This window comes from Streptomyces sp. NPDC050703 (assembly GCF_040654435.1).
GTDB lineage: Bacteria > Actinomycetota > Actinomycetes > Streptomycetales > Streptomycetaceae > Streptomyces.
This window is the reverse complement of the sequence record NZ_JBFAHX010000019.1, coordinates 11973-30289: the sequence shown is the minus strand read 5'-3', so window position 1 is coordinate 30289 and position 18317 is coordinate 11973. Positions and strand designations below refer to the sequence as shown.

Annotated in this window: 1 protein-coding gene (only partly in view); it reads right to left on the bottom strand. The window is 75.4% G+C overall.

Annotated features, from left to right (window positions below; all coding sequences use genetic code 11):
* Nucleotides 1–18317, bottom strand: the 5' portion of a protein-coding gene (locus AB0I16_RS19165) for an amino acid adenylation domain-containing protein (protein ID WP_363250600.1). 5077 nt of this gene lie to the left of the window's left edge; the window shows 18317 of its 23394 coding nt (coding positions 1–18317); the start codon lies at nucleotides 18315–18317; the stop codon falls past the left edge of the window.

The window sequence follows — 18317 nt, the reverse complement described above, 5'->3', positions numbered from 1 at the left end:
CCGAGCCAGCCGACGAAGGACTGCACGGTGGGGTGGTCCACGAGGACCGACGGGTCGAGGTCGACGTCCAGTTCGGAGCCGACCTTGCGCAGGACCTCGACCATCATGATCGAGTCGGTGCCGTAGTCGGAGATCGGCACGTCGGCGGCGAGACGGCCGCGGTCGAAGCCCGACTCGTCGGCGAGCAGCCCGAGGAGCCACGCCTCGGCCCGCTCGGCGGCACCCGCGCCGCTCCCGGCGCGCGGAGCCGACGGCACGGGAGCCGCGGCCCCGGGCGCCCCCTGAACCTTCGCGCGCCCGGCGCGCAGCGCGTCCGGCGTCCACTCCGGAGCGACGATCGCCGGCAGGACGACGGGGCCCGCCCCGGTGGACAGCACATGGTCGAGCAGCCGCAGGCCCTCCGCCTCCGAGAGGTCGCCGAGACCGGTGGCGAGGTAGCCGGGCCCCGGGCGTTCGCTTCCCATGCCGACGCCCCGCCAGCTCGGCCAGGCCACGCTCACCACCGGCAGCCCGTGGGGCGCGCGGCGGGCGACGGCGTCCAGGTGGGCGTTGGCCATCGCGTAGTCGCTCTGCCCCACGGCCGCGGCGGGGACCATCGAGGCGACCGAGGAGAACAGCACGCAGAACCGCAGCGGATCACCGGCCACCGCGTCGAGCAGGGCGTCGAGGCCCGCCGTCTTGGGGGCGAGCACGGCGCGCACGGCCTCGACCGGCTTCCGTACGAAGGCGAGGTTGTCGCGGTCCACGAGTCCGGCGGCGTGCAGCACTCCGCCGATCGGACCGAACTCCCCGCGGATCTCCTCCAGGCCCGCGTGTACGGCGGCGGCGTCCTCGCCCAGGGGCAGCGAGAGGACCTTCAGCCTGACCCCGGTACGCTCCAGGGCGCGCAGCCCGTCGAGCTTGCGGCCGAGCGCCGTGTCCGTGCCGTGCCGGTCCCACTCCGCGCGCGGCGGCAGCTGCTCGCGTCCGGTGAGGACGAGGGTCCGCGCACCCCACCGGGTGACGGCGTGCCGGGCGAGCGCGAGGCCGATGCCGCGGGTGCCGCCGGTGATGAGCAGCGGCTCGTCCGCGGGGAATTCGACCGGTGCCCCCGTGGCGGCGGGCAGCGCTTCGAGTACGGCCCGCTGCCGGGTCCCGTGCCGGTAGGTGACCTCGTTCTCGTCGCCGCCGTCGGCCAGTTCGCGCGCCACGAGGTCCGGCAGGTCCGGGTCCGCCGGGTCGGCCTCCAGGTAGCGGGAGCGGACGCGCCCGTACTCGCTCTGGAGCATCCGGTAGAGCCCGGCGCGGGCGTCGCCGTCGCCGACGCCGAGCAGCAGCGCCTCGCGTCCGGTCATGCGCTGGAGCACCGGCAGCCAGTCGGCGAGGTCCACGCCGCCGAGGTCGACCAGCGCGTCGAAGCCGTCGTGCACGTCGGCCGCGGAGGTGACCAGCCGGCCGCCGGGCAGGGCGTCGGCGAGCCGGGCGGCGTGCCGGCCCGTCCCGATGACGGCCACGGCGGCCGGTCCTCGGCCCGCGACGGCGGGTGCGGGCTCCCACCGCCGTACGAGCAGCCGCGTGCCCTCGGGCGGTGCCGCGTCGCCGGGGTCCCGCCGCGCGACGAGGACCTCGCCGAAGGCGTCCGGCTCGGCGACCGGCCGCCACACCTCGCCGTAGCCGGTGCCGTGCAGCACCTCCTGCCAGCGGGGTGCGGACAGGAGCGGTGCGCCGGGCAGCCGTACGTCCTCGTCGTCGTAGAGCCACCAGCCGTCGAGCAGGCCGAAGGTGAGAGTCAGGACGGCGGACTTGCGGGTGACCTCGTTGACGACGAGGACGCCGCCGGGGCGCAGTGCCGCGGCGAGGTTGCGCAGGACGGCGCGGACGTCGCGGGTGGCGTGCAGGACGTTGGTCGCCACGACGACGTCGCAGTCGCCGCCGGTGAGCCGTTCACCGGCACCGGGCACGGTGACGTCCCAGCGGCCGTAGCGCAGATGGTCCCTGCCGGGTCCGAAGCGGCGCTCGGCCTGGTCGAGGAAGGCCGGGGAGAGGTCGGTGTACCAGTACTCCAGGCGGTCGGCGCAGTCGTCGAGGCGGGGCAGCACGACGGCGGTGGTGCCGCCGGTGCCCGCGCCGACCTCGGCCACGCGGACGGTGGCCGACGGGTCGCGGTCGAGGCGTTCGCGCACCGCCGCCGCGGTCACCTCGGCGACCACGTCGTTGAGCCGGTCGGCGACGGGGTTGCCCTGGTAGACCGCGGTGAGCCTGGCCATGGAGCCGCCGGGGAAGAGCACGTCGGTCGCGGGCACGGCGCCGGACAGGATGCCGGGGAGCCGTTCCACGCAGTCCTGGACGAGGGAGAGCTGCGCGTCCCAGTACGGGTCGTCCGCGAAGCGCTCGCGCACGGCGGCCCACGTGGTGTCGGGCTCCGGGGTGCGCTCGTCCGCGAGTTCCAGGACGTCGCCGTGGTGGCGCGTCAGGCCGGTGGCGGTGAGCAGCCGGGCGGCCTCGTCGAGCCAGCGCCGGTACTTGTCCACGACGCCGAGGCGCCGCGCGATCCCTTCCACGGACTCGGCGCCGGTGTCGGTGAAGACGCCGGACGCGCGCAGGCGGTGCAGCACCTCACGGGCGATCAGGCGGTCCAGTTCCTCGGCCGGGAGCGCGGCGGGCGCGGGGGCGGGCGGGATGACGGCGTCCCGCCGTACGCGGTCGAGACCGGAGCCGGTGACGGTGACGGTGCCAGTGCCGGAGCCGGTGACGGTGCCGGTGTCGGAGCCGGTGCCGGAGCCCGAGCCGGAGCCCGAGCCCGAGCCGGTGACGGTGCCCGAGCCGGTGTCAGAGCCGGTGCCGGAGCGCGAGCCAGTGCCGGAGCCGGTGCCCGAGCCGGTGCCCGAGCCGGTGCCGGTGTCGGGACCGGTGGACGTGGCGGGACCGCCGGCGGCCCCGGACCCGGACCCGAACGCGTCCGGGAAGCGGGCCGCGAGGTGGGCGGCCAGTTCGCGGACGGTGGTGTACTCGAAGAGCAGCGTGGGCTCCAGCTCCTGCCCCACCACGTCCCGCACGGCCTCGACCAGGCCGAGTACCTGCCCGGACTCCAGGCCGAGTTCGTAGTACCCGGCGGTCGGCGGGACCGACCGCGGGTCCGTGCCGAGGCGTTCGGCGAGCAGCCGCCGCAGGAAGTCCTCGACGTGGCCCGCCCCGGGCGCGGCGGCGGGGGCCGGGGCGGCGGCGGGCCGCGCCACGGTGGACGGTCCCGACACGGCCTTGCTCGACAGCTCCGACAGCTCCGCCACCTGACGCCCCTGGGGGTCGAAGAAGTCCACGGAGAACCGGGCGACCTCGCCCCTGCGGCTCACCGAGGCACGCCGCACCCGTGCCGTGCAGGCCCCGGTCAGCGGCCCCGCCGTGCGGAACGAGCCGATGTGCAGCGGCAGGAACGCCTGGCCGCCGGTGTCGAGCAGCGACCCGGCCGCGACCGCGCCGGCGAGCAGCAGGGCGGGGTGGACCACGAAGTCGCCGTCCGGGGCGTCGAGTTCGGCCGTCAGCCGCTCCTGGTCGACGCGGACGGTCCCTTCGGCGCGCGCCGCGCCGCTGTAGTGCTGGCCGTTGGCGCTGTCCCTGGCGTAGGTGTCGGCGAGCGGGACCGGTGTGCCGAGCGGGTGGCCGTCGAGCCGTTCGCGGAAGCCGGGGGCGCCGCCGAGGACCACCTCGGCCGTGGCGTAGGGCTCGCCGTCGGTCACCGTGACGCGCCAGCGGTCTTCCCCGGCCGGGACGCAGCGGATCTCGGCGGTCACGGGCCCCTCGGTCACGTCGAGCGGGCGCAGCGCGGTGAGGTCGCGTACCGTCAGCCGGTCGACGGGGTGCCCGTGGTCGCGGAAGACCTTGGCGATGAGGTCGGGGTAGGCGAGGGCGGGCAGCAGCGAGCGGCCCTGGACGCGGTGTCCGGCGATGACGGGGGTCCCGGTCGAGAGCACCGCCTCGGTCCGGAGTTCCGTGACGGGGGCCCGTCGCACGGCGTCCGCGGCGGGCAGCCAGCAGCGCTCCCTGGCGAAGGGGTAGCCGGGCAGGGAGACGCGGGGGCCGCCCGGCCAGTCGATGGGGGCGCCGCGCACCCAGGCCGCGGCGAGTTCGGGCGCGGTGCGGCCGGTGGCCGGTGCGGCGGAGCGGCTCGCGGTGCCGGTCAGGACGCGCGGCGAGCCCCCCGCGAGGTGGTCCTCCAGGGCGTCGGCGAGGTCGTCCACGCCGTCGAAGACCACGGCGGCACGGTGCGCCATCGGTTCGCGGGTCTGCAGCGTCGCGGCGACCGCGGCCGGGTCGGCGGCACGCCCCTCGCCGCGCAGGAACCCGGCCGTGCGCGCGATGTGCTCGCCGAGCCGCTCGGCGTCCCGCGCGGAGAGCACGCACACGTACGGCGGCTCCTGTGCGGGCGGCTGCGTCGGGGACACGTACTCCTCCAGGATCACGTGGGCGTTGCCGCCGCCCGCGCCGAACGCGCTGATGCCGGCGGTGCGGGGCAGGGCGCGGCCCGCGGCGTCGGTGCGCGGCGTCCAGGGCGCACGTTCGCGTTGCAGGCGGAAGGGGGTGGCGTCCAGGTCGAGGTGCGGGTTGAGGCGGTCGGCGTGCAGCGAGGGCACGAGTTCCCGGTGGCGCAGTTGCAGCAGGACCTTGGTGAGCGCGGCCATGCCCGCCGCGGACTCGGCGTGCCCGATGGCGGACTTCACCGAGCCGATGGGGATGCGTACGCCCGTCAGGTCGTGCCCCTGGAAGGCGCGGACCAGACCGGTGATCTCCACCGGGTCGCCGAGCGAGGTGCCCGTGCCGTGTGCCTCCAGGTAGTCGAGGTCCGCCGGGGTCAGGCCCGCCCGGTCGAGGGCGTCGCCGATCAGCACGCCCTGCGCCCTGGGGTTGGGCACGCTGAAGCCCTTGCCCGCACCGCCGTGGTTGACGGCCGTCGACCTGACCACCGCGAGGACGCGGTCGCCGTCGGCCTCCGCCGCCGAGCGGCGCTTGAGCAGCACGGCCCCCGACCCCTCGGCGGGCACGTATCCGTCGCCGCCCTCGCCGAAGCTGCGGCACCGGCCGTCCGTGGAGAGGAACCCGCCCTTGGCGAGCTGGAGGTACTTGAGCGGGTGGCTGGAGACGTTGACCCCGCCCGCCACGGCGACCTCGCAGTCGCCGTCCCTGATCGCCCGGCAGGCGAGGTGCAGGGCGGTGAGCGAGGACGAGCACATGGTGTCGAGGGCGATGCTGGGGCCGTCGAAGTCGAAGAAGTACGAGACGCGGTTGGCGACCGACGCGTACGAGGACGAGGTGGCCGCGCCGGTGCCGCGGAGCGCCTCGTCGACGCCGTAGAGCTGGTAGTGGCCGTACATCAGGCCGACGAAGACGCCGGTGCGGCTCTTCGACCTGGCCAGGGCCGCGCGCGAGGTGCCGGCGTCCTCCAGGAGGTGCCACACCGTCTGCAGGAAGATCCGCTCCTGCGGGTCGATGTGCTCCGCCTCCACCTGGGACATGCGGAAGAACATCGGGTCGAAGGAGGCGACGTCGGAGAGCCAGCCGCCCCACTTCGCGTACGTCTTGCCGGGGGCCGTGGGGTCGGGGTCGTAGAACCGGTCGTGGTCCCACCGGTCGGCGGGGACCTCCGTCACGCAGTCCCTGCCGTCCCGCAGGTTGCGCCAGAACTGCCCGAGGTCGTCGGCCTGGGGATAGCGGCCCGCCACCCCCACGATCACGATCTCGTCGTCGTCCCGTGCGGGGCGCGGCGCGGGCAGGGTGGCGTGGACGGCGGGCGCGGGGGCGACGGCCGCTTCCCGGACACCGCCGCCGCCTTCGCCGCCCCCGTCGTCTCCGGTGTTCCCCTCGGATGCGACGAGGGCGCGCGCCTCGGCCGGGTGGTGCGCGACCAGGAAGTCGGCCAGCTCGCCGATGGTCAGGTACTCGAAGAACAGCGTCTTGGAGAGCGGCCCGAAACGTTCCTCCAGCGACCGCGTGAGGCTCAGGACGAGCAGTGAGTCGACGCCGTAGTGGTCGAAGGCCTCGTCCTCGGCGACGTCCTCCAGAGCCATCTTCAGCTCATCGGCGAGGAGTTCACGCAGGTGGGCGACCATGGGCGCGCGCAGGTCGCCGCTGTCCGCGGTCCCGGCCGGGGAGCCGGGGGCCGCTGTCCGCCGGGGCTGGGTGGTCCTGCGCAGCGCCTGGCTCACGCGCGCGCGCTCGCCCGTGGTCAGCAGGAGGCGGGAGGCGCCACCGCGCAGGGCGGCCTCCAGGGCGTCGAGGGCGGCCTCCGAGGGCAGCGGTTCCATGCCGAACTCGCGCCGCATGGCCTCCCGGGCGGCGGCGTCGAGAGTCATGCCGCCGTCGCGCCACAGCGACCAGTCGACGGTGAGGCCGCCGCCGGGGCGCCGCTCCAGATAGTGGGCGAGGAAGCTGTTGGCGTAGGCGTAGTCGGTCTGGCCGACGTTGCCGAAGACCGCGGCCGTCGAGCCGAACGCGACGAAGTAGCCGGGGGCGTCCGCCCTGGTCGCCTCGTCGAGGTGGACCAGGCCGCGCACCTTGGGGGCGAGCACCGCGTCGGCGTCGGCGCGGCTCTTGTGCAGCGCGAGCCCGTCACGCAGCGTCCCCGCCGCGTGCACCACTCCGGCCACGCGTCCGAACCTGCGCCTGGCCTCGGCCACCGCACGCTCGACGTCCTCGCGCACGCTCACATCGGCCCGGATGTGCAGCCAGCCGTCGGGCAGCGGCCCCGCGGGGGCGGACCGGCCGATCAGGACGACCCCCGCGCCCGGGTGCCGGGCGATCCGCCCGGCGACCAGCATGCCGAGCTTCCCGGTGCCGCCCGTGACGAGGTGTGCCCCGGCCGCGGCCAGGGGCGAGGCCCCGGCCCGGGGCAGCGTGGTCTCGCGCCAGGCGCGCACGAGCCTGCGGTGCCCGTCGTGGCGTATCTCGGGGGTTTCGCAGGGAAGTTCCGCCAGCACGAGTTCGGCGAGTTCGCGGGCGGAGGGCGAGCCGGTGCGCGTGAGCACGCTCATCCGGATGCCGGGGTGCTCCTGGCCGATGGCGCGGGCGAATCCGTCGTGCGCGGCGTGCGCCGCTCCCGTGGCGCCCTCCCCGTCCTCGTGGACGATCAGATGGCGCAGCGGCCCGCCGTGGTCCGCGATCCGGGTGCGGCACACGTCGAGGGCGGTGTGGAACCCGTGGCGCAGCGCCGCGTCGAGACCGGCGCCGGGCTCCGCCGCGGTGAGGTGGACGAGGTGCGAGGCGCGCGACCGGTCGCCGGTCACGACGTCCAGGTCCGGCGCGAGCGCGGCGAGTTCGTCGCGCAGGGCCTCGGCGCGGCCGTCCCCGCTGTCGATGACGGACAGCAGCGTGACCGGCTCGGCCTCCGCGTCGGCGGCCGGTGCCTCCTGCCAGTACGGCTCGAAGGCGAGCACGCCGGTCTCGGCGGTCTCGGCGGTCTCGGCGGCTGCTGTGGAGGCGCGCCCCGCGTCCGGCACGGCCCGCAGCGTGAACCGCTCGACGCGCGCGACGACACCGCCGTCGGGGGCGGTCAGGCTGATGTCGAAGACCTGGGCGTCGGTCCTGCCCTCCACCGCCACGACGTGGGCGAGGCAGTCGGCGGGCAGTTCCCCGAAGAGGCGTACGGAACCGATCGAGTACGGCAGGTGTGCCGTCGAGCCCCGCACCAGCAGGCCCGCGGCCTGGAGGGCCCCGTCGAGCAGCGAGGGGTGGAACCGGTGGTCGCCGACCTCGGGGCGGCGCAGCCGCGCGAGGGCCTCGCCGTCGCCGAGGGCGAGCTCCTCGACGACCCGGAAGGCGGGGCCGTACCGGAAGCCGAGGTCCGCGAAGTAGGCGTAGCAGTCCTCGCCGGTCCTGTGCTCGCCGCAGCGGGCGCGGACGGCGGCCGGGTCGATCGGCGCGGGCGCGGCGTCCCGCCCGGTGCCGTCCTGCCCGAAGACCAGGCGGCCCCTGGCGTGCGGGCGCTCGCCCGCGATCTCGAAGTCGCCGGAGGGCGCGACCACCACCTTGAGGTCACGCGGGTGGCCGGGCGTGAGCGTGACGGGCGCGGCCCAGACGATCTCGTCGACGCGCCGCACCGGGGCGGTGCCGTGGGCGCGCTCGCCGGCGGCCCTGGCCATCTCCAGGTAGACGACGCCGGGCAGCACGAGTTCGTCGCCGACCCGGTGGTCGGCGAGGTAGAACTCCCGGCCGGTGAGGTGTTTGGCGAAGGCGGTCTCGCCGAACGTGGAGACGTTCGCGTCGAGCAGCTCCGACGACGCGGGGCGCGGGGCGCCGTCGGTCGCGGCCTCGGCCGGGGCGCCGGTCGCTCCGTCGATCCAGTGCCGGGTCGGCTCGAACGGGTACGTCGGGAGGCCGATGCGGCGCCCTCGCGGCAGCCAGGACCAGTCCACGTCCGCCCCGTCGGTCCAGAGCCCGGCCAGGGACGCGAGGTCGCCCTCGGCGGACAGCGCCCGTACGAACTCCCGCCAGGCGTTGCCGCGCGTGGCGGCGGCGCGGCGCTGACCCGGGGTGATCCGGGCACGCAGCACGCCCTCGGGGGTGCGGCCCTCGGCGCAGGCGTCGAGGCGGGCGAGGAGTTCGGCGCGGCCACGGGCCACGAAGGCGAGCCGCTCGTCCATGGCCTCGCGGCCGACGCGCAGGGTGTGGGCGACGTCGGCGGGCGCGGGCTCGGCGGCGCGTACGTGGGCGGCGAGCCGCGCGGCCTGCGACCGCAGGGCCCGCTCGGTCCGCGCCGAGAGGACGAACAGCTCCGGGTCGCCGCTGTCCTCGGCGGGCGCGGCGTCCGGCCCCGCGGGGGCCTCCTCGATGACCACGTGGGCGTTGGCGCCGCCGAAGCCGAAGGAGCTGACGCCCGCGCGGCGCGGCAGCGCGGAGCCGTCGTCGGCGAGCGGCGCGGGCCAGGGCCGGGTGGTGTCGACGATCTCGAAGGGGCCGCCGTCCAGGTCGAGGTACGGGTTGCGCTCGCGGAAGTGCAGGCTGGCCGGGATGGTCCGGTGACGCAGCGCGAGGACCACCTTGAGGAGTCCGGCGATGCCCGCGGCGGCCTCCAGGTGGCCGATGTTGGTCTTCACCGAGCCGATGCCGATGTGCGCGCGCCGGGCATCGGTCGCCCCGCCGTCCCCGCCGTCCTCGGCGTTCCCGCTGTCCCCGCCGCTCCGGCCGCCCGCGCCGAGCCGCTCGAACGCCTCGGTCAGACCGCTGATCTCGATGGGGTCGCCGAGGGCCGTGCCGGTGCCGTGGGCCTCGATGTAGCCGACCGTGCGGGGGTCGACGCCGGCCGCGCGGTACGCCTCGACGAGGAGTTCCGCCTGCGCGGTGGGGCTGGGTGAGGTGAGGGAGGTGGTGCGGCCGCCGTGGTTGACGGCGACGGCCTTGATCACCGCGGCGACGCGGTCGCCGTCGCGGCGGGCCTCCGCGTGGTCCTTGAGCACGACGACGCCGACGCCCTCGCCCCGTACGTAGCCGTTGGCCGAGGCGTCGAAGGCCTTGCACCGGCCGTCCTCGCTGAGCATCTCGTTGCGGCTCAGGGCGGCGTAGAGCCGGGGGTCGAGGATGAGGCTGACGCCGCCCGCTATCGCGAGGTCGCAGGTGCCGTCGCGCAGCGCGCCGACGGCCTGGTGGACGGCGGTGAGCGAGCTGGAACAGGCGGTGTCGACCGCGACGCTCGGCCCGCGCAGGTCGAGCAGGTACGAGACGCGGTTCGGGATGACCGACAGCGCGGCGCCGGTGAGCGTGTGCGCCTCGGCGGTCCTGCCGCCGGCCCGCTGCACCTCGGCGTAGTCGGAGTTGGTGGTGCCGATGAAGACGCCGACGCGCTTGCCCGCGAGGTCGCTCGCGCGGTACCCGGCGTCCTCGACCGCCGTCCACACCACTTCGAGGAGCAGCCGCTGCTGGGGGTCCATCAGCTCGGCCTCGCGCGGCGAGATGCCGAAGAAGGCGGCGTCGAAGCGGTCCACACCGGGGACGAAGCCGCCCCAGCGGGAACGGGAGGTGCCGGTGTGCGCCCGCCAGTCCCAGCGGTCGCCGGGGATCTCGGTGACGAGGTCCCTGCCCTGCTCCAGGTTCTCCCGGAACTCAGCGAGGTCGGCGGAGCCGGGGAACCGCCCGGCCATGCCGACGACGGCCACGTCGCCGCCGCGGGGGGCGGGGCCGGTCTCGGCGGGGGCGGCTTCCGCGGCTTCCGCGGCTTCCGCGGTTCCGGTGTCGTCCCCGAGGACCTCGCTCAGGTGCGCGGCGACCGCGGCGACGGTCGGGTGGCGGTAGAACAGCGTGGGCAGGACCTCGATCCCGTACCGCTCGCTGACGCGCGTGCTGAGGGCGGTGAAGCTGATCGAGTTCATGCCGAGCTGCCCGAGCGGCACGTCGGCGGGGACCTCCTCGGGGGCGGTGCCGAGGATGCCGGCGATGACGGCGGTCAGTTCGGGGACGCGGGCGGTGGCGTGGGCGGCCCGTGCGGGGGCGGCGGCGAGAGCCGTCCGTCCGCCCGCTGCCGTCTCTCCGCGCAGTTCCGCGAGCGGTGCCTCGCCGAGGCGTCCGCGGTCCACCTTGCCGTTGAGCGTCCGCGGCAGCGCGCCGAGTGCCACCAGGACGTCGGGGACCATGTGCGCGGGCAGCCGTCGGGCCAGCTCCTCGCGGGGCGGCACGCCGGCGCCCTCGTCGAGGACGAGGAAGGCGTGCAGGACGTTCTCGCCGCCGACCCGCCGCGCGACCACGGCGGCCTCGCGGACGCCGGCCCGCGCGTGCAGCACCGCCTCGATCTCGCCGGGTTCGATCCTGAAGCCGCGCACCTTCACCTGGGCGTCGAGCCTGCCCAGGTACTCGATGCGTCCGTCGGGCAGCTCGCGGACCAGGTCGCCGGTGCGGTAGCGGCGCTCGCCGTCCAGGGTGACGAACCGTTCGGCGGTCAGTTCCGGGCGGCCCAGATAGCCGGTGGCCAGACCCGCGCCGCCGATGTACAGCTCGCCGGGGACTCCGGGCGGCACCGCCCTGCCCCGCGCGTCGAGGACGTACAGGCCGGTGTTGGCGATGGGACGGCCGATGGTGACACGCTCGCCGGGGGCGAGCCGGCACACGGCCGACCAGACGGTCGTCTCGGTCGGCCCGAACATGTTCCACACCTGGCCCGCGCGGGCGAGCAACTGCTCCGCGGTGTCCTGGTCGACGGCCTCTCCCCCGCACAGCACCTTCAGCCCCGGTGTGCCGGTCCAGCCCGCCGCGAGCAGCATCTTCCACGTCGCCGGGGTCGCCTGGACGACCGTGGCGGGGCTGGAGTCGAGGAGTCTGCGCAGCAGGACGCCGTCCCGTGCGACCTCCGCGGGCACGATCTCGACCCGGCCGCCGGTGATCAGCGGCAGGAACAGTTCGAGCGCGGCGATGTCGAAGCAGACGGTCGTGAGCGCGAGCAGATGGTCCTCGGCCGTCAGGCCGGGCTCCTCGGCCATGGAGAGGAGCAGGTTGGCCAGCGCCCGGTGCGGCACCTGGACGCCCTTGGGGCGGCCGGTCGACCCCGAGGTGTAGATCACGTACGCGGTGTCGTCCGGTCCTGGCACCGCGTGGGCGCCCGCCTCCCGGCCGCCCGTGGGGTCGTCGTCGGCGTCGATCGCGAGGACCGGCGCGCCCAGGTCGACGCGGGCCCCGGAGTCCGCGATCACCAGGTGCAGTCCGGCGTCGTCGGCCATGTACCGCAGCCGCTCGACCGGGTAGTCGGGGTCCAGCGGCACATAGGCGCCGCCCGCGGCCAGGACGCCGAGCAGGGCGACGAGCATGTCGGCGGACCGGCCGACGAGCACGCCGACGTGGCGTCCCGGCGCCACTCCCCGGCCCCGCAGGCGGGCGGCCAGTGACGCGACACGCTCCCCTAGTTCGCCATAGGTCAGCGTGGTGCCGCGGTCGGCCACCGCCACGGCGTCGGGGGTGCGGCGCACCTGTTCGGCGAGGAGGGCGGGCAGCACCCGGTCGGCGGGGACGTCGCGCCGTGCGAGCCGCTGCCGCTCCCGGTCGCGGGCCGTGTCCTCGGCGCTCCGCAGGGACAGCGCCCCGAGGTCGCGGTCCGGGGTGGCGAGGGCCGAGTCGAGCAGCAGGCAGAAGTGCTCGCCGAGCCTGCGCACGGTGTCCTCGTCGAAGAGGTCCGGGTCGTACTTCAGGCAGTAGCGGGCGCCCTCGGGCTCCTCGACGACCTCCAGGGTCAGGTCGAACTCGCCCTCCTGGTGGACGCCGTGGAACACGCCGGCGACCGGGCGTACGTCGGTGTCGTCCTCGACCCAGTTCTGGAAGTAGAAGGCGGTGTCGAACAGGCGCGAGGCCCGCAGCTCCCGGGCGAGGTCGAACAGCGGGTAGTCGCTGTGCTCCAGGGCCTCCAGGGTGGTATCCCGCACCTCGCGCAGCAGGCCGCGGAAGTCCTGGCCCTCGGCGATGTCGTGCTTGAGGACGACCATGTTCATGAAGTAGCCGAGGACGTCGGCGTAGCGGGCGGAGGGCCGGCCGGCCACCGGGGTGCCGATGAGGATGCGGTCCTGCTGCGCGTAGCGGTGCAGGAGTGTCGTGTAGACGGTGAGGAGGACCACGAAGAGGGAGGTCCGCTCGTCGCCCGCGAGGCGCCGCGCCGCCCGGACACGGGCCGCGTCGAGGTGTCCCTCGACGGACGCGCCCCGGTGGCCGGGCACCGCCGGGCGAGGGCGGTCGAAGGGCAGGTTCAGCGCGGGCAGGTCGCCGGAGAGGTGCCGCAGCCAGTACGAGCGCAGCCGCTCGCCGCGTTCCGAGCCGAGCAGTTCCTTCTGCTGGTCGACGAAGTCGGCGAAGGTGGCGGGCGGCTCGGCGGCGGGTGCCTGGCCCCGGTAGAACGCGGAGAGTTCGCGCAGGAAGACGGCGATGGAGAGGCCGTCGAAGACGATGTGGTGGAAGGTGAGCAGCAGCACCTGCCGGGCGTCGGCGAGGGTGAAGAGCGTGACCCGCAGCAGGGGCCCGCGCGCCAGGTCGAAGGGTTCGCGGACGCACTCCCTGGCCGCCTCGCGCACGGCGTCCTCGGACGTCGTGTCCAACGCGACCTGTGTGAAGGCGAGTCGCTGGTGCGGTTCCACGATCTGGTGGTCGCCGTCGAGGCGGGCGCGGAGCTGGGGGTGGCGGTCCACCATGGACCGCAGCGCCTCGCGGAGGGCGGCCGGGTCGGTCCCGGGGTCGAGCCAGAACGCGAGCGGCAGGTTGTAGGCGTACGTGCCGGGCGCCGTCTGCTCGATGACGCTCAGGGCCCGCTGTCCGGACGACAGGGGGAAGCGGTCGGGTGCCGCGGGGGCGGCGGGCTCGGGGGCGGCGCCCGTCAAACCGCCGATGTGGTCGCCCAGTTCGCGCAGGGTGGCGTGTTCGAGGAGGTCGCTCAGCCGCAGCCGGACGCCGAGGTCCTCCTCGATGACGGCGGCGATCTTCATGCCGCTCAGCGAGTCGAAGCCGTAGTCGGCGAGGGCCCGGTCGGGGTCGACGGGCTCGTCCAGCTTGAGGGTGGCCGTCACGATGCCGCGCAGCCGGTCCAGCGGGCCGTGGCCGGAGGGGGTGGCGGCGGCGGGCCGCGCGGACCGCTCGGGGGTGGTGGTCGGTGCGCGGTGGCCGGCGTCCGCGTTGACGCCGATGATCACGTGCTGGCCGAGGTGGGCGCCCCGGTCGAGGACCAGGGCGTCGGCGAAGCCCTCCTCCAGGAGGAGCCGCTGCCAGGTCTGCGCGGTGGCCAGGGGCGCGTCCTTGATGCGGAGCGCTTCGTCGGTGAAGGCCCACCAGCCGTCGAGGACACCGCCGGTGACGGTGATGCTGCTGCGGATCGCGGTGAGTTCGTTGAGGACGAGCCTGCCGCCGGGACGCAGGAGCTCCCGCGCCTTGCGCAGGGTGGCGCGCAGGTCTCCGGTGGCGTGCACGACATTGGTCGCCACGACGATGTCGACGCTGCCTGGCGTGTGGCCCTGTTCCGACAGGTCGCGTTCGAGGTTGAGCGTACGGAACCGGGTGAACGGGTGGCCGGTGCCGAACCGCTGCTCGGCGCTGTCGAGGAACTGCGGCGAGATGTCGGTGAAGACGTACTCCGCACGGTCGGCCCAGTCGGCCAGGGCGGGCAGCACGCGCTCGGTGGTCGCTCCGGTGCCCGCGCCGAACTCGACGACGCGCAGCCGCTCGCCCGCCCCCAGCTCCCCGGCGCGCCGCCGGGCGTGGTCGGCGACCGCTTCGGCGACGAGTTCGTTGAGGGAGTCGGTGAGCGGGTTGCCCCGGTAGAAGTCCTGGACGAGGTCCATCGACGCGTTCGGGAACATGATCTCGGTCGCGCCGGTCTCGCCGCGCAGCACCTGCGGGTAGCTCCGCAGGAACAGGCGTGTCAGCTCCACCGTGGCCCGGATGTCCGGATGGTCGGCGGCGATCCGGTCGAGCTCGCGCTCGGCGTGCGCGAGGCCGGTGTCCGCGTCGGCGGCCCCGGCCACGTCCGGGTCCACGCCGCCGTCCCCGCCCCCATCCGCGTAGGCGTCGGTGTCGGCGGCGATCACCTCCACGGTGTCGCCGCGCACGGTCAGGTGCCCGGCGTCGGCGAGGATGTTGAGCAGCGCCGCGTGCAGCCTCCGGTACTTGGGCACGATGCCGAGCCGGTCCGCGAGCGCCGTGACGCTGTCGCGCTCGCCCTGCCGGGTGAGGGCGCCCATGCGCCGGTAGACGCCGAGCAGCGCCCGGTCGCAGAGCGCGGAGAGGCGGTCGTAGCCCTCGATGACGGCGTCGGCCCCCGGTCCGGCAGGTGCGGGCGCGGTGAACCGCTCGCCGAGCGGCGAGGCCCGGTGGCCGAGGGCCGCGAGGGCCCGCAGGTCGGCGCGGATCGGCATGACCTGGACGGGCCCGCACGCCAGCACACGCTCCAGGCAGTCGAGCCCTTCGCGCACGGTGAACTCGGCGACGCCCGTCCTGCGGAACACCTCCTGCAGCCCCGGCTGCGCCCCGGAGCCGACGCGCCCCCAGTAGCCCCAGTTCAGCACCCGTACGGGATACGGGAGCCGGGTCGAGAGGTGGCGTCCGTAGGCGTCGAGGAAGGAACTGGCGGCGACGTAGGCGGCGTTGCCCGCCGCGCTGACGAAGGAGCCGACCGAGCTGAAGAGGGCAAGGAAGTCCAGGGGCTCGTCGCCCAGCGCCGCCACGAGCGCGAGCGCTCCGTCGACCTTGGCGGCGAGGGCCGCCCGCAGCTCGGGTTCGGTGAGTTCGGCGATGGTGCTCGCGTTGAACGCCATGGCCGCGTGGAAGACACCGTGCGGTGGGCCGAACTGCCGTCCGGCCTCGGCGACGGCGGCGGCCAGCGCCGCGGGGTCGGAGGCGTCGGCCCGCAGGTGCAGCAGCTGCCCCCCGGCCTCGCGCACGCGCTCGGCGGTGGCCCGCTGTTCGGCGTCGAGTCCGCCGCGGCTGATCCACACGACGCGGGCGCGGTACCGCTCGGCCAGCTCCTCGGAGAGGGCGCGGCCGATGCCCCCGCTGCCGCCGACCATGAGGTAGGTGCCGCCCGTGCGGTAGGGCGGGCGCCGCGGGGCGGGTACGGGGGTGCGCACGAGCTGCCGTACGTGGCGGCGGCCCGCCCGCAGCAGGACGGCACGCCCCGCGGGGTGCGGGGGCTCGGCCAGGAGCGCGGGCACGGCGTCCGCCGGTTCGGTGCCCTCGATGTCGACGCAGGTGATGTCGAGGTGGGGGCATTCGGCGGCGAGGACCTGGGCGTATCCGAGGATGCCTGCCGCGTGGGGGTTGTCGTCGTGGGCGCCGGCGGTGACCACGGTGATCCGGGGGCCCGCGCCGTGGGTGCGGAAGAGGGCGAGGACGCCGTCGCGCAGGCCGGCTTCGAGGCTGTCGGGGCGGCGCAGTCCACCGAGGTGGTACAGGTGCCGCACGGGCCGGGCGAGCAGTTCCGCCGGGTCCTCGCGGTCGAGCCGGAGGAGGCGGGCGCCGGGGTGGTGGCGCAGTAACGCCTCGGCGAGCGCGCCGGGTTCACCGGTGGTGAGGACGGCCACCTCGTGGCCGGGGGTCGTGCCGGTGGTGGCGCCGGCGGCCGCGCGGTGCGCGGGCTCCGGAAGCTCCTCCGGGCACCAGACGGGCTGGTAGAAGCCCAGCTCAGGTATGTCATGGCGCGGTTCGGGTGCGGGTGGCGCGGCCGGGGCGGGCCGGGGCTCTCCCGCGGAGGCGCGGAGGGGCTCGGCCACCCGCGCGGGCTCCGGTATCCAGTACCGCTTGCGCGCGAACGGGTACGTGGGCAGGCCGACGCGGCGGGCACCGCTGTCGGGCCACCGGGCCTCGGCGCCCTGGGTCCACAGCCGGGCGGCTTCGGCGAGGTCGCCGTCGGAGAGGGCGCGCGCGAGCCGGTCGCCGGCGTCGGCCGGCAGGGAGCGGCGGCTGCGGGAGGTGTCGTTCAGCGCGATGCCGCACTCCACGCCGTCCGCGACGTCCCGCAGCACGGCCCGCGCGTGCGCCGGTTCGCGCGCCGGGAAGGCGAGGCGTACGTCGAGCTGCTCCCTGCCGACGCGCAGCGTGTGCGCGAAGTCGGCGAGGGACGGCGCGGGCGCGGACCCGTCGCGGGCCAGCTCGCGCAGGGTGGTCCTGTCGGAGACGGTCGTCGTGAGGCCGAGGCGTTCGCTGAGTCCGGCGAGTTCGGCGGCGCCGAGCCCGTACTCGGCGAGTTCGAGGTCGGCGTCGAGGTCGTGCGGCAGGACCCGGAGGACGTCGGCGGCCACCCGCACGCACGTGTCGAGCGTCCGCCCCGTGGCCGGCTGCCGGTCGAGGAAGTCGGCGAGCCGGCGGGCGTAGACCCGCAGCCGCTCCTCGCTCAGCGCGGACAGGACGATCAGTTCCTCCCGCTGCTCCTCGCGCGGTTCCTCGTGCGGTTCCTCGTGGGCGCCGCCGGGCGCGGGCGTGCCGGGGCCGTCCGGCCGCGGCAGGTACTCCTCGACGATCAGGTGGGCGTTGGCGCCGCCGCCGCCGAAGGAGCTGACGCCGGCTCTGCGCGGCCCTTCCGTCTCCCGCCCCTCCTGGTCGCGCAGCACGGGGCGGTGCCAGGGCGCCGCCTCCTGCTGTACGTGGAAGGGGGTGCCGGTCAGGTCGATGTCGGGGTTCAGCTCCGCCGAGTGCAGGGACGGCGGCAGGACGCCGTGCTTGAGCTGCATCAGCACCTTGGTGAGGCCCGCGATGCCGGCCGCCGACTCCAGGTGCCCGATGTTGGACTTGAGGGAGCCGACGGCGCAGCCGCCCGGCGTGGCGTGCTCGTCCGGGCCCGTGCGGAAGGCCTCGCGCAGCCCCGCAATCTCGATGGGATCTCCGAGGGGGGTGCCGGTGCCGTGTGCCTCGACGTAGCCCACGGTGTGCGGTGCGACGCCCGCCCGGCGCAGGGCCGCGGTGATCACCTCGGCCTGGGCGGTGGGGTTCGGCACGGTGTAACCGCTGGTCTTGCCGCCCGCGTTGATCGCCGATCCCTTGAGCACCGCGTAGATGCGGTCGCCGTCGGCCTCGGCGGCGTGCAGGGGCTTGAGCAGGACGGCGCCGACCCCTTCGCCGTCGACGAAGCCGTCCGCGTGGGCTCCGAAGCTGCGGCACGTGTCGCCGCGGGAGATCATCTGGCGGTCGGCCAGCATCCGCAGGTGCATGGGGTGCAGGATGAGGTTGACGCCGCCGGCGATGGCCGTGGCGCACTCGCCGCGGCGCAGGCTCTCGCAGGCCAGGTGGATGGCGGTCAGCGACGCGGAGCACGCGGTGTCGACGGTGAGGCTCGGTCCGCGCAGGTCGAGGACGTAGGAGACCCGGTTGGCGATCGACCAGTGGGCGGAGCGGGCGTGCGTGTGCTCGCCGAAGGCGCTGCCGTGGCCCGCGAGCCATTCGTAGTCGTTGTTCATGACCCCGGCGAAGACGCCCACCGCGTCGTGCTCGCCGAGCCCGCGCGGGCGGTAGCCGGCGTCCTCGATGCTCGCCCAGGCGGTCTCCAGGAAGAGGCGCTCCTGGGGGTCCATCTCCTCGGCGTCGGAGGGGGAGATCTGGAAGAGCAGCGGGTCGAACTTGTCGACGTCGTCGAGCCAGCCGCCCCACTTGCTGTACGCGCGCCCGTCCTTGGCGTCCGGGTGGTAGTGCGCGTCCACGTCCCAGCGGTCCGCGGGGACCTCGCCGACGCAGTTGCGGCCCTCGACGACGTTGCGCCACAGCTCGTCCGGTGTCCGCGCCCGCGGGTAGCGTCCCGCGAGGCCGATGACCGCGACGTCCTCGGTGGCGCGGCGCGGCGCGGTGGCGGGAGCGGCCTGGTGCCGTACGGATGCCAGCAGCTTCAGGAGAAGAGCACGCTTGTCGTCCAT